This is a genomic window from Bacillus sp. AY3-1, assembly GCF_008368785.1.
In the GTDB taxonomy this organism is placed as follows: domain Bacteria; phylum Bacillota; class Bacilli; order Bacillales; family Bacillaceae_G; genus Bacillus_A; species Bacillus_A wiedmannii.
Genome location: NZ_QORZ01000005.1, coordinates 30,162 through 53,474, shown reverse-complemented (window position 1 = coordinate 53,474; position 23,313 = coordinate 30,162). Strand labels below are relative to the sequence as shown.

General features: G+C 35.5%; 21 protein-coding genes. 7 read left to right on the top strand and 14 right to left on the bottom strand.

Translation table 11 applies throughout. The annotated features are described in order from the left end of the window. Nucleotides 1–18: 18 nt before the first annotated feature. Nucleotides 19–1,968 (bottom strand): ABC transporter permease, encoded by a 1,950-nt coding sequence (locus DN389_RS02960; RefSeq protein WP_149236789.1) that lies wholly within the window; start codon nucleotides 1,966–1,968, stop codon nucleotides 19–21. Beyond that, a complete protein-coding gene (locus DN389_RS02955) occupies nucleotides 1,955–2,725 on the bottom strand; it encodes an ABC transporter ATP-binding protein (protein WP_000859653.1) in 771 nt (256 codons plus the stop codon). Before DN389_RS02955 ends, DN389_RS02960 begins: the two co-directional genes overlap by 14 nt. 306 nt (nucleotides 2,726–3,031) lie before the next feature. Between DN389_RS02955 and DN389_RS02950 the strand changes: the two genes are divergently transcribed. Further along, nucleotides 3,032–3,904, top strand: coding sequence for an AraC family transcriptional regulator (locus tag DN389_RS02950; protein WP_098189497.1), 873 nt, complete (start codon nucleotides 3,032–3,034; stop codon nucleotides 3,902–3,904). Nucleotides 3,905–3,946: 42 nt separating this feature from the next. On the opposite strand, the gene DN389_RS02945 is transcribed toward DN389_RS02950, so the two are convergent. Continuing rightward, entirely contained in the window at nucleotides 3,947–4,585 is a 639-nt protein-coding gene (locus tag DN389_RS02945; protein WP_088123608.1) for an SdpI family protein, read from the bottom strand. Next, nucleotides 4,582–4,854, bottom strand: coding sequence for an autorepressor SdpR family transcription factor (locus DN389_RS02940; protein ID WP_088064669.1), 273 nt, complete (start codon nucleotides 4,852–4,854; stop codon nucleotides 4,582–4,584). Before DN389_RS02940 ends, DN389_RS02945 begins: the two co-directional genes overlap by 4 nt. 208 nt (nucleotides 4,855–5,062) lie before the next feature. On the opposite strand from DN389_RS02940, the gene DN389_RS02935 reads away from it, so the two are divergent. From DN389_RS02935 to DN389_RS02910, 6 genes are all read left to right on the top strand, one after another. Then, on the top strand, nucleotides 5,063–5,758 hold the full coding sequence (locus DN389_RS02935) for a response regulator transcription factor (RefSeq protein ID WP_098189496.1): 696 nt from the start codon (nucleotides 5,063–5,065) through the stop codon (nucleotides 5,756–5,758). Between the two features lie 2 nt (nucleotides 5,759–5,760). Further along, nucleotides 5,761–6,783: a sensor histidine kinase gene (locus tag DN389_RS02930; RefSeq protein WP_000765337.1), complete on the top strand. Its 1,023-nt coding sequence runs from the start codon at nucleotides 5,761–5,763 to the stop codon at nucleotides 6,781–6,783. A gap of 94 nt (nucleotides 6,784–6,877) precedes the next feature. Continuing rightward, a complete protein-coding gene (locus DN389_RS02925; protein ID WP_098189495.1) occupies nucleotides 6,878–8,857 on the top strand; it encodes an FtsX-like permease family protein in 1,980 nt (659 codons plus the stop codon). A gap of 67 nt (nucleotides 8,858–8,924) precedes the next feature. After that, nucleotides 8,925–10,880: an ABC transporter permease gene (locus tag DN389_RS02920; RefSeq protein ID WP_097889144.1), complete on the top strand. Its 1,956-nt coding sequence runs from the start codon at nucleotides 8,925–8,927 to the stop codon at nucleotides 10,878–10,880. A 20-nt stretch (nucleotides 10,881–10,900) separates the two neighbouring features. Next, on the top strand, nucleotides 10,901–11,653 hold the full coding sequence (locus DN389_RS02915) for an ABC transporter ATP-binding protein (protein ID WP_000393250.1): 753 nt from the start codon (nucleotides 10,901–10,903) through the stop codon (nucleotides 11,651–11,653). Continuing rightward, nucleotides 11,650–13,629, top strand: coding sequence for an FtsX-like permease family protein (locus tag DN389_RS02910; protein ID WP_088123611.1), 1,980 nt, complete (start codon nucleotides 11,650–11,652; stop codon nucleotides 13,627–13,629). Before DN389_RS02915 ends, DN389_RS02910 begins: the two co-directional genes overlap by 4 nt. Before the next feature lie 50 nt (nucleotides 13,630–13,679). On the opposite strand, the gene DN389_RS02905 is transcribed toward DN389_RS02910, so the two are convergent. The 10 genes from DN389_RS02905 to DN389_RS02860 form a co-directional block, all read right to left on the bottom strand. Beyond that, nucleotides 13,680–13,877, bottom strand: coding sequence for a YjcZ family sporulation protein (locus DN389_RS02905; protein WP_001290407.1), 198 nt, complete (start codon nucleotides 13,875–13,877; stop codon nucleotides 13,680–13,682). A 169-nt stretch (nucleotides 13,878–14,046) separates the two neighbouring features. Then, complete coding sequence (gene gntP / locus DN389_RS02900) at nucleotides 14,047–15,372, bottom strand: gluconate permease GntP (RefSeq protein WP_098802280.1); 1,326 nt, start codon at nucleotides 15,370–15,372, stop codon at nucleotides 14,047–14,049. 109 nt (nucleotides 15,373–15,481) lie between these two features. Beyond that, complete coding sequence (locus DN389_RS02895) at nucleotides 15,482–16,207, bottom strand: GntR family transcriptional regulator (RefSeq protein WP_000539264.1); 726 nt, start codon at nucleotides 16,205–16,207, stop codon at nucleotides 15,482–15,484. Next, nucleotides 16,207–17,223, bottom strand: a complete 1,017-nt coding sequence (locus DN389_RS02890; protein ID WP_149236788.1) for a sugar kinase — start codon at nucleotides 17,221–17,223, stop codon at nucleotides 16,207–16,209. The genes DN389_RS02895 and DN389_RS02890 overlap by 1 nt, the downstream gene beginning before the upstream one ends. After that, on the bottom strand, nucleotides 17,216–17,971 hold the full coding sequence (dagF, locus tag DN389_RS02885) for a 2-dehydro-3-deoxy-phosphogluconate aldolase (RefSeq protein ID WP_088123615.1): 756 nt from the start codon (nucleotides 17,969–17,971) through the stop codon (nucleotides 17,216–17,218). Before dagF ends, DN389_RS02890 begins: the two co-directional genes overlap by 8 nt. A gap of 1 nt (nucleotide 17,972) precedes the next feature. Then, a complete protein-coding gene (locus DN389_RS02880) occupies nucleotides 17,973–19,076 on the bottom strand; it encodes a DgaE family pyridoxal phosphate-dependent ammonia lyase (RefSeq protein WP_016077169.1) in 1,104 nt (367 codons plus the stop codon). Next, nucleotides 19,054–20,154 (bottom strand): amidohydrolase/deacetylase family metallohydrolase, encoded by a 1,101-nt coding sequence (locus DN389_RS02875; RefSeq protein WP_098189492.1) that lies wholly within the window; start codon nucleotides 20,152–20,154, stop codon nucleotides 19,054–19,056. Before DN389_RS02875 ends, DN389_RS02880 begins: the two co-directional genes overlap by 23 nt. Before the next feature lie 359 nt (nucleotides 20,155–20,513). After that, on the bottom strand, nucleotides 20,514–21,374 hold the full coding sequence (locus DN389_RS02870; RefSeq protein WP_149236787.1) for a M15 family metallopeptidase: 861 nt from the start codon (nucleotides 21,372–21,374) through the stop codon (nucleotides 20,514–20,516). Nucleotides 21,375–21,464: 90 nt separating this feature from the next. Beyond that, nucleotides 21,465–22,562: a sensor histidine kinase gene (locus DN389_RS02865; RefSeq protein WP_046956086.1), complete on the bottom strand. Its 1,098-nt coding sequence runs from the start codon at nucleotides 22,560–22,562 to the stop codon at nucleotides 21,465–21,467. After that, nucleotides 22,555–23,253: a response regulator transcription factor gene (locus DN389_RS02860; RefSeq protein WP_149236786.1), complete on the bottom strand. Its 699-nt coding sequence runs from the start codon at nucleotides 23,251–23,253 to the stop codon at nucleotides 22,555–22,557. Before DN389_RS02860 ends, DN389_RS02865 begins: the two co-directional genes overlap by 8 nt. Nucleotides 23,254–23,313: the final 60 nt, after the last annotated feature.

Here is a 23,313-nt window from a genome sequence, read left to right as displayed (position 1 = left end):
GCGATAGCTGCTCATTTATTACTTCGCACTCACAATCTTATAATAAGAACGAACTGTTAGGAAGTAATATCCAATATAAATGACGCCGTATACTCCAATACTAATTAGGAGCGGGATCATAATTTCAAATGGTAATATATTTGCTAAACCTTTTAGTGCAAATAAGCTGTGCAGGATTCCGATTACTAACGGAATAGCGAAGATAAAGCTCACTTGTTTTGCGATAGCTTTCTTCATCTCTTGCTTCGTTACACCGACTTTATGAAGGACAACGTAACGATCACGGTCAGCACTTGCTTCTGTAAGCTGCTTGAAGTAAATGATTGAGCCTGTCGCTAATAGGAAGACTAATCCTAAAAATAGTCCAATGAACATCATTAAGCCTGTCGTTTCCAGCCCCATTTGGAATCCTGTATAGAAATCATTAAATGGTTTTAAAATTTCTGATTCACCAGCTGGCATAATGCTTGCTAATTTCGCTGTTAACTCTTTACTATTTCGCTCACCTTTTACATCAATATTTTTTACAATGCGCGTTTCGTTTACTTGTTTCACTTGCTCATATGTTTGATCCGGAACGATTACAAATAGTTCATTTAAGTTTGTAACACTTCTACTATTTACACCTTTAATCTTTAACTCTTTTGATTCATTTCCGGCAGGGAATACAGCTGTATTTCCTGTGTAAAGAGGACCAAAATCAAGATTTTCAATATATAAGCTATCATATACAAAAGCTTCATTCGCACTTAAATTTACAGGTTCTATATCTAAATGTTTCGCAAGTGCATTAAAGTTTGATTGAGAAATAAGCTCGTACTGCTTCGTAACATTATAGTGCGTGTTCAGAACTTGATCCGCTCTTTCACCTTTAAATGTTCCTTTCACAGGAATCATTTCAACTTCTGCTTCATATGTCACTGGATGGTTATTCTTTTCTCCAGCAAGTATTTCATTTACTTTTTTATCTAATGCTTCATCTTTTTTCTCATAAGAATAACTATACGGTGCAGCCACTTTTGATTGCGTGAATGTATTGTAATACATCGTAACTGACGTACCAACCGCCGTTAATGTTACTGCACTTAAAATAGCAATTGTCGCAAGTGATTTCGCATTTCCTTTAATGCGATATAGTAACTGCGATGTCGTTACCATATTCATACCGTTATAAAACGCTGACTTGTTATTTCTTGCACGTTTCAATACAAATACTGTGAAGAACATGAACAATAAATAAGTTCCTGCTACTGTCGCTAATAAAATGTATAATGCAACGACCATAAAGTCTGCATACATAACTGCTTTCATGTACATTAACGCTAAGAAATAACCTGAACCGATTAAGAACACTGAAATTAATGCCATAATGACAGAGCCTTTTGGCATTGCTTCTCCTTCACGTTCTGCGCGGAAAAGTTCAATTAACTTAAAACGATAAATTAAACGATATCCTTGAAGTGATGTATATAAAATAATCACAAAGAAAATAATTGCTGTATCAATAATGGCAGCCATCGGTACTTCAAAATGAACATTTAAGTTTAATCCCATCATACTTACTAATAACTCAAGGAATAATTTTGAAAGGACGCTACCAACCGCAATCCCGATAATTAAAGACATTAATCCCATTAACATATTTTCATAAAAGAGCATTTTACCGATTTGTCTTTTACGAATACCTAATAAGGAATAGAGTCCAACTTCTTTTTTACGTTTTCGTGTAAAGAAACCGTTTGAATATATAATGAACACTGCTACGAATATAATTAGCATGACACTGGAAACTTGGAACGCTCCACTAATTTTTTTAGAAGCTTCCGCTGCTTTTTCCATTTGTGAATTATATTGCAGTGCTTTAAATGTAAAATAAATAACAATACTAAAAATCATAGATGCAAAATATACAAAGTAGTCTTTAAAGTTCCGCTGTATGTTGCGGAGGGCAATGCTAGATAAGGTCATCAGCCATACCTCCAGAAATAGAAGACATTACGTCAACGACTTGTTGGAAGAACTGTTTGCGCGTTAATTCACCGCGGTGCAATTCTTTATATAACTCACCATCTTTAATGAAAATAACTCGTTTACAGTAACTCGCCGCAAACGCATCATGCGTTACCATTAAAATTGTAGAGTTATCATATTCATTTAACGACTTCATACTTTCAAGTAAATCTGTTGCTGATTTAGAATCAAGCGCTCCAGTTGGCTCATCCCCGAAAATCATACTTGGATTTGTAACAATCGCACGCGATGCTGCGCAGCGCTGTTTCTGTCCGCCAGATACTTGATATGGGAACTGACTTAAAATATGATCGATACCGAACTTTTTCGAGATTTCAAGAACACGACGATCAATTTCATTTGCCTTTACTTTTGATAACGCAAGAGGTAACGCAATATTCTCTTTTACCGTTAACGTATCTAATAAATTATAATCTTGGAAAATGAAACCTAAATGATCGCGGCGGAATAACGCTAACTTATCATCGTTCATCTTCACGATATCTTTTCCATCAATTAAAATTTCACCGTTCGTCGCATTATCAATTGTAGAAAGAACGTTTAGTAAAGTCGTCTTACCCGAACCAGAAGGTCCCATAATTCCAACGAACTCACCTTCTTTTACTTGTAAGTTAATACCTTTTAACGCTGCAAATTTATTACCACCCGTGTCATACACTTTTTCAATATTTTTTGCTTCTAACACTGTTTTCATCTCGACATCCCTCATTTCTTCTATTCTCTATTTTCAACTATATACACTCTCTACTCTTGCCACTATCGATGTTTCTTACACAAACATGACAGTTATGTAAGACGCATAAGTAAAGATATAAAAATTTAACCTACTGAACAAAAGTACTTTGTTACTATAACATTGGGATATCATACCATCCATTCATTCTCCTTACAGGAACATTACAATTTTGTAAGGTGAAAAATGCACCCTACAAAGTTGTGCATGAAATGTCGGATGTGGCTATTTCTTTCCTGCTATTCTACTTACAGAGGAGGTCATTTAATGGATTCACTAAAAAATATGAATGCTGCAATGCAATATATTGAAGACAACCTGACAGATGAAATTAATTTTAAAGAAGTTGCACGGCTAGCACTCTGCTCTGAGTATCACTTTAAAAGAATGTTTTCATTTCTAGCTGGCATATCGCTGTCAGATTATATTCGCTGTAGACGCCTTACTCTCGCTGCCTTTGAACTAAAAAACAGCAATGTAAAAGTCATTGATGTCGCTATAAAATATGGCTACAATTCACCAGATTCATTTGCTCGTGCATTTCAAAACTTGCATGGCATAACACCTTCAGAGGCTCGAAATAGTAGCTATTCTTTGAAAGCTTATTCACCAATGACCTTCCAACTATCCATTCAAGGAGGAAATGAAATGAACTATCGAATTGAAGAAAAAGACTCATTTCGAATTATAGGTATTACAAAACGCGTACCGATTGTATTTAACGGTGTAAATGAAGAAATTGCTTCTATGTGGAAAAGTTTAAATCCAGAGTCCATTCAAACATTAAAGTCCCTTTCAAACATTGAACCTACTGGAATTATTAGTGCTTCTACTAACTTTTCTGAAGGTAGAATGGAGGAAAAGGGAGAACTCGATCACTACATTGGAGTAGCCTCAACGAAAGATTGTCCAGCGCAATTCGCGCAACTTGAAGTCACAGCTTCAACGTGGGCCGTATTTGAAGCTGTAGGTCCATTTCCTGAAACATTACAAAATGTATGGGGACGCATTTATTCCGAATGGTTTCCTTCCTCAAACTATGAACTAGCGGAAGGACCAGAAATATTGTGGAATGAACAGAAAGATATATCTTCTCCAAACTTTAAAAGTGAAATTTGGATACCTGTTTTGAAGAAATAAAAAATAAAGCTGCTCTTCCTTAAAAGGAAAAGCAGCTTTTATTTATATTTTTAGTTCTTTTTTATAAGCGACGTAGGAATATCCCATCGTTAGTCCTACTGCACCGATAATAATCCCAATTATTAAGAAAGCTTTCCATACTACTGGAGCAAAAATACTTAACATCATAATAATTCCTAATACAACAAACACTTTTCCACTAAAACGGTGTGTCTTCCTCCACACCTCCTCGTTACTTAATGTCCAAGGTGTTTTTATACCTACAAAGTAGTTTGGTTTGCACTGTGGTAAATAGTTGCCGATGACTATAAATAAAAGACCAACAAGAATATGCGGTGTACTATTCATGGGAATGTCATAACCTAATCCAGCACCAATTCCAATGATACTTACTAAAAATAATAGGACTAATACGCTATAATTCATTACATTATATCCTTTAGAAAATTTCTTATAATTCCCATGCTTCGGATCTATCTTAGGCAATAAAGTCAATAACGCATATATAAAAACCATAATTGATACATCAAAAATCATAATTCCCATTTTTGACATATGTCCATCTACCTCACCAGCAAGATTCCAATGACTCGGAACCTCCTCCGGTAAATTCGGCCACGCGGCACACCATGCAATAATCGTTAAAGCAATTAATAGTAACGGAAATATATGCTTCTTCATTTCCCCTCTTCCCCCTTATTCGTAAATGTAAACACCCAAGTCAATAAATCTTGAAATACAGTTGTGTTTAAAGAGTACATAACGAATTGCCCTTTTTTTTCATCTTGAATAAGTTCAGCATTTTTAAGTGCGTTTAAGTGGTGTGAAATACTTGGCTTTGTCATATTGAAATGTTCAGCAATCTCACCAGCAGTTAAATCATCTTCTTTTAATAAGTCCAAAATTTTTCGCCTTGTTGGGTCTGCTAATGCTTTGAATGCTTGATTCAATGTCTTTCTTCCTTTCGATAATTAGACATTTAGATATTTATCTAAATATTAAATCGATTGCCGTTATTTGTCAATTGTATCCAGCGCCCTTTTTACTTTTCACGCTTTTGACCTATACTGTTTATTAGCCTACATTTCAACATAATGAAAAGACTTGAAACACATGATACACTATAGCTACAATTGTTTTTTTAGGAGGAATATACATATGTATAAAATTTTAATCGTTGAAGACGATCCAAATATTTCATCATTACTACAATCTCACATTCAAAAATACGGCTATGAAGCTGTTGTTGCAGAGAATTTCGATGATATTATGGAATCGTTTAATGCAGTGAAACCACATCTTGTTTTACTTGATGTAAACTTACCGAAATTCGATGGATTCTACTGGTGCCGTCAAATTCGTCATGAATCTACTTGTCCAATTATTTTCATTTCAGCGCGTGCTGGCGAGATGGAACAAATTATGGCGATTGAAAGCGGTGCGGATGATTATATTACAAAACCGTTCCACTACGACGTTGTAATGGCAAAAATTAAAGGTCAATTACGCCGTATTTACGGTGATTATGCACCAAATATTTCAGAACGTATCGTTGAAGTGGAGGGTTTAAAACTATTCCCTGAACGCCCAGAAATTCATTTTGGAACTAAGCAAGTTCTTTTAACGAAGAAAGAGGCTATTTTAGCAGAAATGTTATTATCTAAATTCCCTCGTACAGCGAGCCGTGAAGATTTACTAGCTGCCCTATGGGACGACGAAAGCTTCGTTGAAGAAAATACATTAAACGTAAACATTACGCGTCTTCGTAAAAAGTTCAATGAGCTTGGTATTGAAAATGCTATTGAAACAGTACGTGGACTTGGGTATCGTTTTAACACAACTTGGAGTGAATAAGCATGAAGCTATTTTTACGTGATCATTTTGCATTTTTTCTACTATACGTATTAAACTTCGGTATCATCTTCGTTCTTTATGATGCAGTAGATGGATTTCAAAATAATAAATTTTACTTCGTCGTTTTAAGTTTATATTTATTCATTTGTTTCCTCGCTTATCGTTACGTTCGCAATCGTAGAATGTACCATAGATTAAGTGAGCAACCAGAGAAAATGGAAGATGCGTTTATTGAAAGAGCAACTGCTCCGATGCCCCACGGCGTAAATGAACTCGTGCGTACGCAGTATCGTCTCTTCCAAAAAGAACTACAATCGTATGAAGTAAAACAACAAGAACATCAATTATTCATTAACCACTGGGTGCATCAAATGAAGACACCTGTTTCTGTTATGCAGCTTATGGTGCTCGAAATGGAAGATGAACATTTGATTCCGAAATTCAAAAAAGAATTAGAACGATTAAATCAAGGGCTCGATATGGCTTTATATATGGCAAGGCTGAATAACTTCCATGAAGATTTCCATGTTGAGACGATTTCATTAAAAGATGCGGTAACAAAAAATATTAATGGATTAAAAGAACTCTTCATTCGAAACGGGGTCTTCCCTGTTTTAGAAGTTCATTCCGATTTAAAGGTCGCTTCTGATGCGAAATGGCTAAAATTCATTATTTATCAGTTAATGACAAATGCCGTTCGTTACTCTGGTGAGCGTGGAAAGAAAGTTTTCTTATCTGCTTACCGAAACGGAAAAGATATTATTTTAGAAGTTCGCGATGAAGGTGTTGGTATTCCGCAAGAAGATATTCGAAGAGTATTTGAACCGTTTTACACTGGGAAAAATGGTCGCGCATTCGGAGAATCTACTGGTATGGGACTTTATATTGTAAGTAAAATTTGTGATTATTTAGGTCACTCTGTCAAACTAGATTCTGAAGTTGGTAAAGGAACGACGATTAAAATCATCTTCCACAACGCTGCAAATAATCAAGCAGAACATACGGAGAAGGTGACCGAAGCATGATCGGAACATATGCTAGCAAAATGTATGAGAACTTACTCTCATACATTTTTTGCAATAAAACTACATATTTACCTTCTAACGGGAGGTACATATTATGACATTTTGGCAGTTTGCCTTTAAAAATGTAACGCGTAATTCCAGAGCTTATTTTGCTTATTTCTTAAGCAGTTCCTTTTCAATTGCTGTTTTCTTTTCGTTTGCTGTTTATTTGTTTCATCCGAAATTACAAAATCCCACTATGATCTCTGAAATTTCAGGATTAATGATTTTTTCAGAAGTTGTTATTGTCTTGTTCTCGTTCTTTTTTCTACTCTATTCAATTGGATCGTTTTTAAAAGTTCGTAAAAAGCAATTTGGTATTTTAACTATTTTAGGTATATCAAAAAAACAATTACATCGACTCGTTTTCACTGAAAATATGTTAATTGGTATTTTATCTATCTTTTTCGGTATGCAGTTTGGATTTGTATTTTCACAATTTTTCTTATTAGTGACAGCGAAAATTACACATCTACCAGGGATATATTTATATCCACCTACGAATGCTTTCATTTTAACAACGATTGTATTTCTTGGTCTCTTTATCGCTGTATCTTCATTTACACCCATGCTAATTCGTACGAAAAAGACGGTAAACCTTTTAAAAACTAATGGTGGGAAACAAAAGGAAAGAAAACCATCCATATTCATTTCTCTATTTGGTGCTATCTGTTTATTAGGTGGTTATATTTTAGCTGCAAACCCTAAATATTTCTTCTCAATAAACACGCAAGTAGGCGTTATCTATATGGTTTCAAGTGTTTTTGTGATTCCAGTACTTGTTACAATTGGGACATATTTTTTCTTTTCTCAAATTAGTTTCTTACTTATTTATATTTTAAAGAAAAGAAGAAATTTTTATATGAAACGAATTAACATGCTTTGGATTTCGGATTTAGCAAGTCGTATTCGAACGAATATCAATATGCTTTTTATTGTAGCGATGCTTTCTACAATTGCTTTCACAATGATTACGTTCCTATATGGATTCGGAAAGTTTACAAAGCTAGATGTTGCGAGAACTTCACCTTTTCCATTTTCTTATTTTTCATATGACGCAAATCCTTTTGTTAACGAGCATTTAACTTGGCTTGAAAAGCAGTTACAAAAGGAAGATTTCTCTTATAAAAAACTAAAAGCTGATTTATATGAAACACCACTGAAAGAAGATGAAGGTATAACGACTTACAATGACATCTATGCAATGAAACAAAGTGACTATAACAAACTTGCAGCTTCCCTGCGAATGAAACAACTATTCATGAGCGATAACGAAGCATATGTCTTAACAGGTAGCGCTTATTTCACCTTATTCAGCCAATTTGAGCCAAGCTACAATAGAAAATCCATTACACTTTCTAGCACAAATACGACATTACAAGTAAAAGGATATGAACAAGTAGGGGCCATTCCCTCTGACTTTTCATATCAAACTTTAATTTTACCTGACGCTGTTGTAAACAACTTACCAAATACAACAAAGCATGTAGCAGCGTACAATTATAACGTACAAAACTGGGAAAAGACGTATGAAATTGCTGATGATTTTATGAAAAAAATACAAAGAGATCGACAGGAATTCCAATACGAAGGACCCCTTATACGCTCCTATGAATCAGCAGGCTCATTATATAGAATTACATCAGGAAGTGCCGCATACTTCCTAATCGGGACATTCTTAGGTGTCATTTTCTTTATTGGAGCAGGTAGCGTTCTTTATTTTAGACTGTATACTGATTTAACGAATGAACAAGAAAAATATGTAGCAATTTCAAAAATTGGTGTAACAGATGTAGAGATGAAAATATCTGCAACCATTCAGCTTAGTATTTTATTTTTCGTTCCGTACATTATGGCATCCATTCATACAATGTTCGCAACGAAAATGCTACAAGATGTAATTGGTTTATCTTTGTTCAAAGAAGTTTCAGCCGTTCTTATTATTTTTGGATTCGTTGAAATTGTATTTTTCTTCTTCATTCGTTCGCTTTATATGCAAAAATTATCACAGTACACGAGTGGACAAATCATTTAAAACAAACTTAATGAAAAGAGTATTTCTTATACTCTTTTCATCTTCATCCTACTAGGAGGCTAGGCAAATGACATTTTGGCAGTTTGCATTTAAAAACGTCACACGGAACGCCAGAGCTTATTTCGCCTATTTTGTAAGCAGTGCGTTCTCCATCGCAATTTTTTTCTCATTTGCAGTTTATTTATTTCATCCGAAATTGCATATGACAGACGTTAATTATGCTTTGAGCATATTAATGACAATTTCAGAAATTGTCATTGTATTCTTTTCATTTTTCTTTTTACTATATTCAATCGGTACTTTCTTAAAAGTACGAAAAAAGCAATTTGGGATTTTAACAGTACTTGGCATATCTCAAAAACAATTAAAGAGACTCGTATTTCTAGAAAACATGCTAATTGGTGTTCTTTCCATCTTTTTCGGCATTCAACTTGGACTTGTCTTTTCACAGTTCTTTTTATTAGTTACCGCCAAAATTACACATGTACCTGGTTTATATTTATATTGGCCTACAAGCGCCATTATTTTAACTATCATCATCTTTCTCGGGCTCTTTATTCTCGTATCATCTTTTACACCGATGCTCATTCGTACGAGAAAAGCTGTACGTCTTTTAAAAGAAGGAACAAAACAAAAAGAAAGAAAAGCATCCCTGCTCATCTCCCTATTTGGTGCGATATGTTTAATATCTGGATATGCGTTAGCCGCAAATCCATTATATTTTCTGTCGCTAGGTGACATCATTGGGCTTTTATATGCCGTCTCTAGTATATTTGTCATCCCATCTCTTATTGCAGCTGGAACATATTTTTTCTTCTCGCAAATTAGCTTTTTACTCATTCGTATATTAAAAGCGCGAAGAACGTTTTATATGAAACGCATTAATATGCTTTGGATTTCGGATTTAGCATCACGCATTCGAACGAATATTAATATGCTCTTTATAGTAGCGATGCTATCAACGCTCGCTTTTACAATGATTACATTTTTATATGGTTTTGGGAAGTTTACAAAGTTTAATGAAATAAGAAAAAACCCGTTCCCTTTTACTTATTTATCACATACTGAAAACACGTTAAGTGATGAACATTTAAACTGGTTAGAACAAAAATTTAATGAAGAACAATTTACTTATGAAAAATTTAAAACGGATATATACGAAGTATCTTTAGCTGAAGATAACACGCAGCTCTATCATGTAATGAAACAAAGTGACTATAATGTACTCGCTAATGCATTAAACTTGGATCCACTCATCGTAAAGAATAATGAATCTTATATCCTTATGAAAGAAATAGATGATCATTTCATTGGAACATTTTATGATAAAGAAAAAAAAGATAGTCTTACACTTACTCAAAACTCTTTACATTTGAAAGTGAAGGATTATAAAAGTACTAGTCCGTTCCCAAACTGGTTAGTACCGAAGTTACTCATTATATCTGATGAAAATGTAGAAGGCTTATCAACTATTTCCAAACAAATGAGTGTATATAACTTCAAAGTGCCGAATTGGGAAAAGGCATATAATATCGGTGCTGCATTTATAACAAAAATCAGTAACGACAATGCATCGATTCAAGCAGAACATGCACCATTCCATGCAAGTGAAGCAAGTGACTCTCTATACAAAACGAAACTAAATGTCGCTTCATTTTTCTTAATCGGAACTTTCCTTGGTGTTATTTTCTTTATTGGTGCTGGTAGTGTTCTTTACTTCCGAATGTATACAGATTTAACAAATGAGCAAGAAAAGTATGTAACGATTACGAAAATTGGTTTAACAGAATCCGAAATGAAGCGATCTGCTACCATTCAACTTGCGATTCTTTTCTTTGTTCCATACATTATGGCGTCGATCCATACGATGTTTGCGACAAAGATGTTACAAGAAGTATTAAATCTCTCGTTCTTCGCTGAAATTACAGTCGTACTTATGATTTTTGGAACAGTTGAAATTCTATTTTTCCTTTTAATTCGTTCCTTTTATATGCAAAAATTATCACAACACATTAAGTTTTAACAGATAGAAAGGTGATTATTATGGAAGAAGTTTTACACATAAAAAACGTCTCAAAAGTGTATGAGGGAAAAGTCCCTCATACCGCTTTAAAAAATATAAATTTACATGTAGATAAAGGAGAATTCGTTGCCATTATGGGACCCTCTGGGAGCGGGAAATCTACATTTTTAAACGTTATCTCCACAATTGATTCTCCTACTTCTGGTGACGTCGTTATTAACGGAAAGAAACCACACACATTTCGTAGAGAGAAGTTAGCTATTTTTCGTCGCCAAGAGTTAGGATTTGTTTTCCAAAACTTTAACCTACTAGATACATTAACAATCGGTGAAAATATCGTACTACCTTTAACTTTGGATAATGTTCCATTAAAAGAGATGGATGAAAAGCTTGATAATATTTCCAAGAAACTTGGAATTGATCATATTTTGGATAAACGTATTTTTGAAGTTTCTGGAGGACAAGCACAGCGTACCGCAGTAGCACGTGCTGTTATTCATCACCCGTCACTTCTACTTGCCGATGAACCGACAGGAAATTTAGATTCGAAAGCAGCAATCGATGTAATGGAGTTATTTACGAAATTAAATAAAGAAGAAGATGCAACGATTTTAATGGTTACGCATGATCCGTTTGCAGCAAGTTATTGTAACCGTGTCATTTTCATTAAAGATGGCGAGCTTTACAACGAACTACACCGCGGGCTATATCGCGAGAAGTTTTATCAAGAAATATTAGATGTTTTAGCATTATTAGGAGGAAGACGTGGATGACATTTTGGCAATTTGCATTTAAAAATGTCTCGCGTAATTCTAAAGCATATTTCGCTTATTTTGTAAGTAGTGCTTTTTCTATCATGGTTTTCTTTTCATTTACTGTATACGCATATCATCCGCGCTTACAAAGTGTACAAAACTTTCAAGATCGAGATCCTCTAATGAATTTAGCTAGTACAGCTCAATTCGTTATCGTTATGTTCTCGTTCTTCTTTCTCTTATATTCAATCGGAACCTTTTTAAATGTTCGGAAGCAGCAATTCGGGATACTCACGATTCTCGGTATCTCACAGAGACAATTAAAAAGACTTTTATTTACTGAAAACATGATCATCGGGATATTATCTATTTTTATCGGTATACAAGGTGGGCTTGTATTTTCTAACTTTTTCTTATTAGTCACTTCGAAATTAACAAGTGCGAAAGGCCTTTATTTATATTGGCCAACAGAAGCAATTATCGTGACAACCGTAACGTTTATCATTTTATTTTTAATCGTTTCTACGTTTACACCAATGTTTATTCGTACTCGTAAAACAGTCCACCTTATTAAAGGGAACAAGAAAGTGACAGCCGAAAAAAGGCCGTCTATACTCATTTCGATATTTGCTTTAACTTGTTTAGGGTTATGCTATTATATTGCCGGTTACCCGCAAGGCTACGTAACCGAAAAAAATGTGCAAAATGGATCCGTATTCTTAATTATGCTATCTATTTTACCGCTCGTAGTAGTCGGGACATATTTATTCTTTTCACAAACATTTCTTCTCTTTATCTATATTTTAAAGAAACGAAGAAATTTTTATTTGAAACAAATAAATATGTTATGGATTTCAGATTTAGTTTCTCGTACCCGTAGTAATATTAATGTACTCTTTATCGTTTCTATGCTATCTGCGCTTGCATTTACGATTATTATCGGACTATTTGCTGCGAATAATAATACAAAAGCGTCGATACTAGAGCGATATCCTATTCCCTTCACATACAAATTAGAAGGGGATCATTCCCTTGAACGAAAGCACGTTAATACTATTGAATCCGAACTTTCCAATGCTCATTTTCAATATAAAAAATATAAATTTACGCTTTTAAAAGATACTGCTTCAAAAGAAGAGATTGCAATTATGAAAATGAGTGATTATAACGAAATTGCTAAACAGTTAAAGAGACCTACAATCACCCTTGATTCAAAAGAAGTTTACATTATTTCTGGCTATTCACCAGAGCTATTAAACCTTGTATCAAATCCATTTGTAAAACAAAATACAATTACGCTTGAATCCAATAAAAAGGAGTTTTATATAAAGGGATTTATTAATAAAGGGATAGCACCACCATTTGCATTAGCAAATTTAGTTATTATGCAAGATTATGCAATCGATACTATGATTCCTCATATTGAAACCATTACAGTTTATAACTACTTCGTGGATAATTGGGAAAATGCAATTATTCCAACAAAAAATATATTAAAAAGTATTAGTAATGACACCGAAAAATATTATGAGGCACATAAAGACGATAAGCATGCATCTCCCGTTCCTTTTAATATTTATACAGCTACTGATGAGTTACTCCATAATAAAGAAAATGCAGTTGCTCAATTCTTTATTTGGGCATTTCTTGGCTTTATCTTCTTTATCGGTGCGGCTAGCGTTTTATACTTCCGTATGTATAACGACTTAACGAATGAAAAACAAAAATACATTACGATTACAAAACTAGGCTTAACTGAATCAGAAATGTTTCGCTCTGCAACGATTCAATTAGGAATTTTATTTTTCGTTCCTTATATCGTTGCTGGTGTTCACACGTTATTTGCGGTTAAGTTTTTACAAAGCATGTTCGCTTTTTCTTTACTAAAAGAGTTATTGATTGTACTCACCTTTTTCGGGATTATCGAGATTATTTTCTTCTTCTTAATCCGTTCTCTGTACATTAATAAATTATCACAGCATATAAAAATATGAATAAAATAGCCTTGTGCATAATGCACAAGGCTATTTTCAATAGTTTTTAATTAGCAGCAATATCCACCATAGCCGCCGCCATAACCGCCGTAACCACCATAACCACAACCGCCTCCGCCTCCGCCGAAGCAGCTAGCACCGATGATAATTAATAAAATAAACAATACGATTAGAAGCGCAAAACCGCCTCCGCAACCATGGTTTCTGCGGTTACAATCATCATGTCTGTGTTCACACTTTTCGCTCATTACTCTATTCCTCCTTTAGTATCATTCATAACAAGTTCACCTTGCTCTAAATGAGGGGATTCCATTTATAGTATGTTTTCAGGGCGAATAGGAAGCTTGGCTCACCTAAAAACGGGCTTGTTTTTGGAAATGGGCTTCATCAAAAAAAAGATACCAATTAAGGTATCTTCTAAATAAAAGTATTTAATAAAAGCGCAAAGCCAAATGCAATAAATGATAACAATGTCTCAAGTACCGTCCACGTTTTAAACGTTTCCTTCACCGTTAATCCTAAATACTCTTTTACAAGCCAGAATCCTGCATCATTTACGTGAGAAAACATTAATGATCCCGCACCTGTTGCAATAACGAGCAATTCTAAATTTACACCTGACATGTGCTGAATAACTGGTGAAACAATTCCTGCTGCTGTCGTTAATGCTACTGTCGCTGAACCTGTTGCAATTCGAATTAATCCAGCTACCATAAAAGCTAATACAATTGGTGATAACGATATATGTTCTGCCATTTGTGCAATCGCCGTTCCAACGCCGCTTTCAATTAATATTTGTTTAAATCCACCGCCTGCACCGATAATTAAAATAATGGAACCGACCGGTAGTAAACTTTCGTCCGTTAATTTTTTAATGACCTTTTTATTAATTCCTTGTCTTATTCCAAGTAAATAAAATGCTGCAAAACATGAAATAAGTAAAGCAATTACTGGACTTCCTATAAATACAAAAAATTCAGTTATCTTTTTCGGTAATGAAATATATGGTGCCACTACTGATAAAATCATCAATACAACTGGTAATAAAATAATAAAAAATGAAACTTTACGACTCGGTAAATCAGTTGATACTGTCGTAACTCGAACAAGCTCTGGTTCATTTTCAGGTATAACCCTTTTATGCACCCACTTTGCAAATATCGGTCCTGCGATAATGGCTGTTGGTAACGCGATAATTAATGAATATAAAAGTACCTTTCCTAAGTTCGCGTTATAAATACCGATTGCTGTCATCGCCCCTGGATGTGGTGGCACTAGCCCATGCACAATAGATAATCCCGCAATGACAGGTAACGCAATTAATAATATATTTTGCTTCGTCGTTTTTCGAATTGAAATAACAAGTGGTAATAAAATGACGATTCCCACTTCAAAAAATACTGGAATCCCTATAACAAATCCTGCAAATAACATAGCCCACGGTAGTTTCTTTACACCGAAAAATCGAATAAAGAAGTCTGCCACTTGCATGCCGGCCCCTGAATCGGACATCATTTTTCCTAAAATTGTTCCGAGAGCTAAAATACCAACTAGATGCCCTAGTACACTACCAACACCAGTTTCATAGGCAGTCACTATTTTCGTCAAATTCAATCCAGACATGATAGCTAAAAATAAACTCGCAACTGTTAAACTAATAAATGCATGCCATTTCCACCATGATACCCCTAAAATAACAATCGCGATTGCAAATAACGTGACGATTAATAAGTATATATCCATCTCTCATTCCCCTTACTTTTATCCCGTATTTGCAGGCAATAAACACCTAATTGGTGCGGGATGAATCTAATGAAACGCTTTATAAAAAAAGAGGGCGAATACCCTCCTTTTATACGTCATAATTCACTACATAATGCTGCATTTCTGTATTGTAGTAGCCTTCGCTATATTCAATTACTTCTCCAACTTCATCGTAAGAATAGCGCATACGTTTTAATAGCGCTGTCCCCTCTTTTTCACCTAACGCTTCTGCAACGAAACTAGGCGCAAGCCCAACAGCGAATTCATCTCTGAAGTTTTCCAAATGTATACCTCGGTCTTCCACTAAATCGTAAAGCGATTGCAAGTCAAAGTCCGATAAATCTGTACTTGCCATGTGTGCTGAGAAATAGTGCGTATAATGAATGTATGGTGCATCATTTAACGTATATAAACGTTCAATGCGAAAACTTTCCTTACCGAATAATCGAAATGGCACCGTTCCTTCTTCATTATGAACGATTTCTGCTTTGAGCAATTTCTTCTGTACTTTATATCCTTCTTCCACTAACACTTCTGTAAATTTCTTACCCTTTGACAACTTTGTCGCAGAAGTATTGCGGATCACTTTCGTTCCTTTACCGCTTTTCTTTTCTAAATATCCTTCTTGAGCAAGTTCTTTAATCGCATTACGCACTGTAATTTTGCTCACTTTGAACTCTTCTTCTAACTGCGGTTCGGAAGGAATATTCGTATGAATCGCATATACACCATGCAATATTCGATCACGAATAATATTTTTTATTTGTAAATATAATGGTCCTTTTTTCCTCGTTACGTTCACCGTTACACCCACTACCTTTCTACATCACCTACTGATGCCGTCATTGCCCGAAGTATATCCTTCTCTGATGACATTGGCGTATCACCGACGATTGTATGTGCAAGCATTCCAGCTGCTGACGCAAATGAAACAGCTTTCTCTGGTGCAAACTCTTCTATCTCGCCATGAATAATCCCGCTCGTATAAGCATCTCCAGCACCTATTCTATCATATACAGAAAACGTAAGTGTTTTTGCAAAAGTGAACGCACCATCTTTACATATAAACCCGCGAAGCGAGTGTGTATTATCGCTATTAATAGAGCGATGTGTACCAGCAATTGTAGCGATATGATATGTTTCAGCAACCTTTGGAATAAGATCAACAAGTTGCGCCTCTCGCTCTGTCTCCTCTGTTTTCATTCCAAGAACGTACATTGCATCTTTTTCGTTCATCATAACGATATCAGCAAGAGCTAGCATTTCTTCATAATGCGTTTTCGCTTGCTCATACCCGTCTTCTCCCCAAAGAGATGGACGATAGTTGCAATCAAAGACGACAGTTCCTCCGTTTTCTTTCACTGCTTTCGCTAAAGATTTCATATGATGGCGCACCGTATCATTCATCGCAAGTGTAATCCCGCAAAAATGAACGATATCAATTTCCTTTGCGATTTCTTCAAATTGGTACATCTCTTCACATGCCGTATTGAAGCTGCTTTCTAATCGATTTGAATATGTAACGCGGCTTGCACGTGCTCCAAATCCATTTTCTAAAAAGTACATGCCGACATATTTACCGCCTCTTGAAATAAACGGTGCCCGAATGCCTAACTTTTGAATGTGCGATACCGCAGCATCTCCAACCGAGTTTTCCGGTAAAGTTGAAATAAGAAAACCTTCATGTCCTAGATGAGAAAGCGCCGCTGCAACGTTCACACCTGTACCAGAAAATGAGTAATTTAATGTGTTAGCTTGTGACAACAATTCATATCCTGGTACTTGCAGGCGCATCATTACTTCGCCAAATGCTGCAATTTTCTTACGCATATTGATCAACTAGCTTCTTCACTACCGCTAATAACTCACGCACATCTTCTGTTTTCGTATTACCAGTTTCTTTATCAATAATAGAAGAGTACACGTGCGGGATAACTTGCTCTACATTTGCCTCTAATGCGATACGTAAAATTGTTTCAAAGTTTTCTTTATCAATTCCGCCTGTTGGCTCTAATGCAAAGCCTTCTTCCGCACATGCTTTCGCAACTGCGCGATATTCTTCTTCATGAGCTAAACCTTTCATTGGGAAGTACTTCAATGAATTTCCGCCCATATCACGTACAAGTGCGATTGCTGTTTTAATTGGAACGATTGCTTTTTCTTCTCCAGCTGCACTAATTGGACCAGTAGAAATGTTTACGTACCCTACTTTTCCTGTTGGTGATACTAAACTATTAATCCAGCTATCTTTTCCGCCAAGATTTGCACGTGTCGCTCCAACTGAAGGGAACACTTGGTTAATATGGCTACCAGGATAATGCTTCGCAATTTCAGCTACAACTGCTGCTTGGCGATTATCTCCTGCTCCTAGTCCGATTGATACAGCGTCATCAATTTCTTTTCCGTATGCTTTCATCGCTTTAACTGCCTCTTCTACTGTTGGATAGTCTTTTGATAACACTCCAACAACTACATAACCTTCTGCTGCCTCAAAAATGTCTTTCGCATTTTCGATATTGTTCGCTAATACATTTAATGCTACGCGGCCTTTATAAAAACGTTTTTGAATGTTTGTCATTTTAGTTTCCCCCTACAATTTCTCTCATTTTTTCTTCAATTACATGTATGTCATCACCTTGAAGTGGACGTGGATCAATATCAAAGAATCCTTGTCTTACTCCGTAATCACGTGTATAAATTGCGATTTCCCCTTCTCGTAATGCTGTTACGACGTCTTTTGCTGATTTATTTAACTCGTTCTCGTTAATGTGAATACGCGCTCTAAAGATTGCTCTTCCTGCTTCATCTTGAACTATCGTTACATTTACACCGTTTAATTCTTTTAGCGGCATAAGTACTTGTAATAACTCTTTTTCTTGCTCACTCTTATCTTCTTTTACTCCGTACTCATCAAGTGCTTGAAGTAAGCCGAAAGTTGTTTCTTTTCCAACTTTCATACTTCTTCCGATGCAATGTAATTGCACTTTCAGCCACTCGATATATTTTCGTTTCCCGCCGACAATACCAGAAGTTGGTCCTTCAATTGCCTTTGAACCGCTATAAATGGCAAGGTCTGAATACTTTACGTACTTTTGAATATCTTCTTCAGCTGCCGCATCGACGATAAGTGGTACGTTATTTCGCTGCGCAACTTCCCATGCTTCTTCAACAGAAATCATATTTTTTTGCACGGCATGATGGGATTTCACATATAGAATTGCTGCTGTATTTTCACCAATCGCATCTTCAATATGCTCTGCTTTCCCTTCATTTGCGTAGCCGACTTCTACAAGCTTACCGCCGCCTAAGTAAATCATCGTTTCAACAGGAGCACCATACTGAACGTTATGACCTTTTAACATAATCACTTCGTTTTTCGCGATGACCTCTTGATGAAGTCTTTCACTTTTACGGCGATTTCCTTCTGTCACGATACCAGCGATAGAAAGTGCAATTCCGCTCGATGCTGAATTCACAACGACCGCTGCCTCTGAATCTAGAATTCTCGCAATATGGTCTCCTGCTTTATCTACTAAATCTGCAATTTCCACATAATTTTGTCCACCATGTTTCATCGCATCCATAACTGTATCTGTAGGAGCTGATACACCTAAAATACTCATTCTACCGCTCGCATTAATTACTCTTTTTAATCCGTACTTAGCATTCAATGAATGACCCATTGATTACAACCCCTTTCGTATCAATTCTTCTTTCAGCAATGCGCTGATCCCCTTCTGAATCAATTAACGTAATCGGTTCATCTTTCACCGTAAATAAAGTTAAATTTGCAATATCGCCTTCTTGAATACGGCCAAGCTCTGGTTTTTTCAGCCACTCTGCCGCATTTTTCGTAACCGCATCAATTACTTCTTCTAGCGGATAACCTAAGTAAAGGAATTTCGAAAGAACGTGAGCCATACTATACACTGGGCCGTGTATACGATTCTTCCGGTAAATATCTGTACTAATTGTATTAAAGGCAATACCGTGACGCTTCGCCGCTTCTGCTACTTTAAAAGAAAAACTAGCATTACCGTGACCAACATCTAAATGTACGCCGCGATTCACTGCATCTAGTAATACAGGTAGCGGTTTGCCTTCTTCATCAAATAAATTATTTTCTTTCCCGTTTAAGTAATGTGTAATGACATCATCTTTTTCTAAAAGAGGTACAACTTCCTCGATGCGAGGTGGCGCTGAACCGATATGTACCATAATCGGTAATGATGTTTCACGAGATAAATCGCGGGCTACATGAAGCGGTTCAATTCCACTATCACAAACGACACTTTTACTCATTCTCGCTTTTAACCCAACGATTACATCTTTATACTTTTCTACTGCTTCTATTACTTTCTCTTTATCTATCCATTCCATATTGGATAATTCATCAATTCGTTTCAAACCGATGCGAGAAATATTTAAAAAGGCAAATAAATTCGTTTTTGCCTGCTCTCTACTTTGTACTAAATCTGCAATGCGATCAGCTCCGCAGCTACCTGCATCAACAATTGTCGTTACCCCTTGCTTAACGCCAATTTCATCCACCTCATCACCATACGGATCAAACTCTGGAAAAGCATGAACGTGCAAATCAATCCAGCCACTCGATACGTAAGTACCCGAGTAATCAAAAATCGTTCCACCCTCGCCAGCACCAGCTTTCATCACCTGTGCGATTTTATTATTTTCAATTACAATGTCAATCTCTTCCCCGTTCACACGTTTCACATTACGTAGTACGAATCGTTCTGTCATTGTACTTCCACCCTTTTCTATAAGAAGCCATAAGAATACGCTTACATTAAAATTTCATTTTATATGTCTTTCACACGTTTAGCGTAACATAAAAAAAAGGAGAAGTAAATATAACGTTATAATGTTTAAAAGTAAATAAAAAAGATGCTCCTCTAAAATGATGATAGTCTCGGAAATTATATCAACGATTTTTCGAATATATCTATCATAACCTGCAATATATCAACGATTTTTCAAATATATCTACCGTAACTCAAAATATATCAACGATTCAACAAGAAATATCGATTTACCGAAAAAAACGTCAATTCCTTTCTTATATAAGAAAAGGCTGTCCCAAAACGGAACAACCTCTTTATCTATTCCTGAAACGTCACAATAACCCCGTCCATATTATTCCCCGAAATTTCATACTGCTTATTCGCTGGAACATTCACTTTCATATTCCCCGAAACCTTATAATAAGAAACCGTATATTTCTTACCTTCTACTTCAGTTGAAATCTCTTTTTCCTCTTTTAAGAAATCTAAATATTCCTCTAGTGTGAAATTCTTTTTTTGCATAATTGCACTATGAGGTAGACCGACGTAACGGATATGCCATGGCTCATATTGAATACCTGTAATATGACTTTTATTTTTTGGATAGCGTAATACAAAGCCGTGCTTCCATACGTTCTCTTCAATCCATCTTCCTTCAGGGGCTCTCTCCATTTTCTTTTGCGTAGATCCAACGTCGAGTGATAATCCTAAATTATGTTCACTATATCCTGCTGGAAGTGCATAATCTGATCCCATTTCTTTATATAATTTACTTTGCTCTTTAAAATCTCGATAGCCACTACTCATTAAGAAATGTTGTACGCCATCTTTTCCAGCCGCATCGACAACGTTTAAAAACTTTTTTACAACATCCTTTGATAAACGAAGATTTCTATCAAATATTACGTAACCTCTTACTAATTCACTATTATGATTTACATTTATAATGTCAGGCCTAATGCTATCTTTTTTTACTGGGTAATCTTTATTAACTAATAACAGATTACCTTTATAAATCTCCTCTTTTGTAATCTCTATCTTTTCAGTATTCGCAGCTCTTACCTTATTATCTTTTTCTGCAATTTTAACATCGATTTCTTTTTGAAATAACGGTGATATATAAACGCCCACACAGATTGTGCATGCTATAAAAAGAGAAATAAATACCCACTTTTTCATTTCTAGTTCCTCCTTAACGTAACTTACGTATAGAATAGAAAAAACTATTAAAATAAAAAGTGGGGTAAAGTTTAAATTTTTATTAAATTGTTAAGTCTCGTCTTTTGGTAATCTCACTTCAAATACCGTTCTAACTATATTACTTTCAGCAGAAATCGTACCGTTATGCTGCTCAACAATATTTTTCGCAATAAATAGTCCAAGGCCTGTCCCGCCACGGTTCTCAGTTCTCGATTTATCACCTGTATAAAACATATCAAAAAGATACGGTAAATCTTCTTCTGGAATGCTATCTCCGTAATTAATAACTTGTACGACAACTTCTTCATTATCGATATACCCATTCATATCAACAAATTGCCCATCATATCCATATCGAACGGCATTTGTTAACAGGTTTTCAAATACTCTAGCTAACAATTTTCCATCACCGTTAATCGGCAAATGAGGATCAACATTCAATCTAGCTTCTAAATGATGTTTTTCTAATAACGGATACAATTCCTCATCTAACTGTATAAGTAGCTCATTTACATCGATCGGCTTTGTATCCAACTTTAACATGCCATAATTCATACGTGTAATTTCAAATAACTCATCGATTAAACTTTCTAGCCTTTGCGATTTCGTATATGCAATCGTGGAAAAATGTTTAATTTGTTCTTTTGTTAAGTTCTCATCTTTAAGAATTAAATCTAAATATCCTAACACGGATGTTAATGGCGTTCTTAAATCATGAGCCAAATTCACAACGAGCTGATCTTTACTACTTTCCGCAAAGTCTCCTCGTTCAACCGCTTCTTTTAATTTCTCACTCGCAACATTTATTTCACGCGCGATATTTCCAAATTCATCATTTGATGAAACTTGAACTTGTTTTGTAAAATCTCCATTTGAAAGATGATGAATTCCATTAGAAATTTCATCAAAGTATTTTAAATACGGTTTTGTTAAAAAGAAGAAAAAGATAATAGATAACGGAATAAAGAAAATTAAAAAGAAGTTAATGTCTCCAAATTCCCTTACCATTGACCGAAATTGCGCTAAAGGCTCTTCGTAGCGCACCATCGTTTTATAATACAGCTGCAATCCTTTATAAATTATATAAGTTACAGTTGCTGCGAGCACCATACTTAACGCAAATAAGGCAATCATTTTAAATCGAAAACTTTTCATCATGTTACCCATTGAAAGTATAACCTACCCCCCACACTGTTTTTATTAATTTATTCTTTCTTTTATCTTCCCCAAGTTTTTTCCGCAATGTACGAATATGTACCATAACTGTATTTCCGCCTTCATAATAATCATCTGCCCATACTTGCTGAAAAATATTTTCCACATTGTACACTTTCTTCGGATGGCTCGCTAATAAATATAAAATATCAAACTCTTTCGGTGTTAATTCAACTTGTTCTCCGTACACATTTACTGTTCTTCGCTCAGGATCGATAACGACTCCTCCTACCTCTAAAGCAGATTTATTCGCCGCTACTTTCGGCTGATTTAGTGTAAGAAATCGGCGTAATTGTGCATTTACACGTGCGACTAATTCAATAGGTGTAAAAGGTTTCGTCATATAATCATCTGCACCTAATACAAGACCTGTCACCTTATCAAAATCAGATGTTTTCGCACTTAAAAAAATGATTGGCATATGATGCTTCGCGCGAATTTGACGCGTCACTTCATACCCATCCATTTTCGGCATCATAATATCTAAAACCACTAAGTCGATTGGCTGCGTTTCAATAATATGAATTGCCTCTTCCCCGTCCGCTGCCTTCACAACATGGTACCCTTCTTTTTCTAAATGTATCTCAATTAAATCAGCAATTTCTGCCTCATCATCCACTATTAAAATTGAAATGCACTTCATTTTACTCCCCCTTTACCCCGCTATTTGCGGGCAGTAAGACTCCCACCTCAAAATTCGGGT

Coding starts and splice junctions, on each gene's coding strand:
- DN389_RS02960 (WP_149236789.1), bottom strand. CDS start 1,968: ATGACCTTATCTAGCATTGCCCTCCGCAACATACAGCGGAACTTTAAA.
- DN389_RS02955 (WP_000859653.1), bottom strand. CDS start 2,725: ATGAAAACAGTGTTAGAAGCAAAAAATATTGAAAAAGTGTATGACACG.
- DN389_RS02950 (WP_098189497.1), top strand. CDS start 3,032: ATGGATTCACTAAAAAATATGAATGCTGCAATGCAATATATTGAAGAC.
- DN389_RS02945 (WP_088123608.1), bottom strand. CDS start 4,585: ATGAAGAAGCATATATTTCCGTTACTATTAATTGCTTTAACGATTATT.
- DN389_RS02935 (WP_098189496.1), top strand. CDS start 5,063: ATGTATAAAATTTTAATCGTTGAAGACGATCCAAATATTTCATCATTA.
- DN389_RS02930 (WP_000765337.1), top strand. CDS start 5,761: ATGAAGCTATTTTTACGTGATCATTTTGCATTTTTTCTACTATACGTA.
- DN389_RS02925 (WP_098189495.1), top strand. CDS start 6,878: ATGACATTTTGGCAGTTTGCCTTTAAAAATGTAACGCGTAATTCCAGA.
- DN389_RS02920 (WP_097889144.1), top strand. CDS start 8,925: ATGACATTTTGGCAGTTTGCATTTAAAAACGTCACACGGAACGCCAGA.
- DN389_RS02915 (WP_000393250.1), top strand. CDS start 10,901: ATGGAAGAAGTTTTACACATAAAAAACGTCTCAAAAGTGTATGAGGGA.
- DN389_RS02910 (WP_088123611.1), top strand. CDS start 11,650: ATGACATTTTGGCAATTTGCATTTAAAAATGTCTCGCGTAATTCTAAA.
- DN389_RS02905 (WP_001290407.1), bottom strand. CDS start 13,877: ATGAGCGAAAAGTGTGAACACAGACATGATGATTGTAACCGCAGAAAC.
- gntP (WP_098802280.1), bottom strand. CDS start 15,372: ATGGATATATACTTATTAATCGTCACGTTATTTGCAATCGCGATTGTT.
- DN389_RS02890 (WP_149236788.1), bottom strand. CDS start 17,223: ATGCGTAAGAAAATTGCAGCATTTGGCGAAGTAATGATGCGCCTGCAA.
- dagF (WP_088123615.1), bottom strand. CDS start 17,971: ATGACAAACATTCAAAAACGTTTTTATAAAGGCCGCGTAGCATTAAAT.
- DN389_RS02880 (WP_016077169.1), bottom strand. CDS start 19,076: ATGGGTCATTCATTGAATGCTAAGTACGGATTAAAAAGAGTAATTAAT.
- DN389_RS02875 (WP_098189492.1), bottom strand. CDS start 20,154: ATGACAGAACGATTCGTACTACGTAATGTGAAACGTGTGAACGGGGAA.
- DN389_RS02870 (WP_149236787.1), bottom strand. CDS start 21,374: ATGAAAAAGTGGGTATTTATTTCTCTTTTTATAGCATGCACAATCTGT.
- DN389_RS02865 (WP_046956086.1), bottom strand. CDS start 22,562: ATGGGTAACATGATGAAAAGTTTTCGATTTAAAATGATTGCCTTATTT.
- DN389_RS02860 (WP_149236786.1), bottom strand. CDS start 23,253: ATGAAGTGCATTTCAATTTTAATAGTGGATGATGAGGCAGAAATTGCT.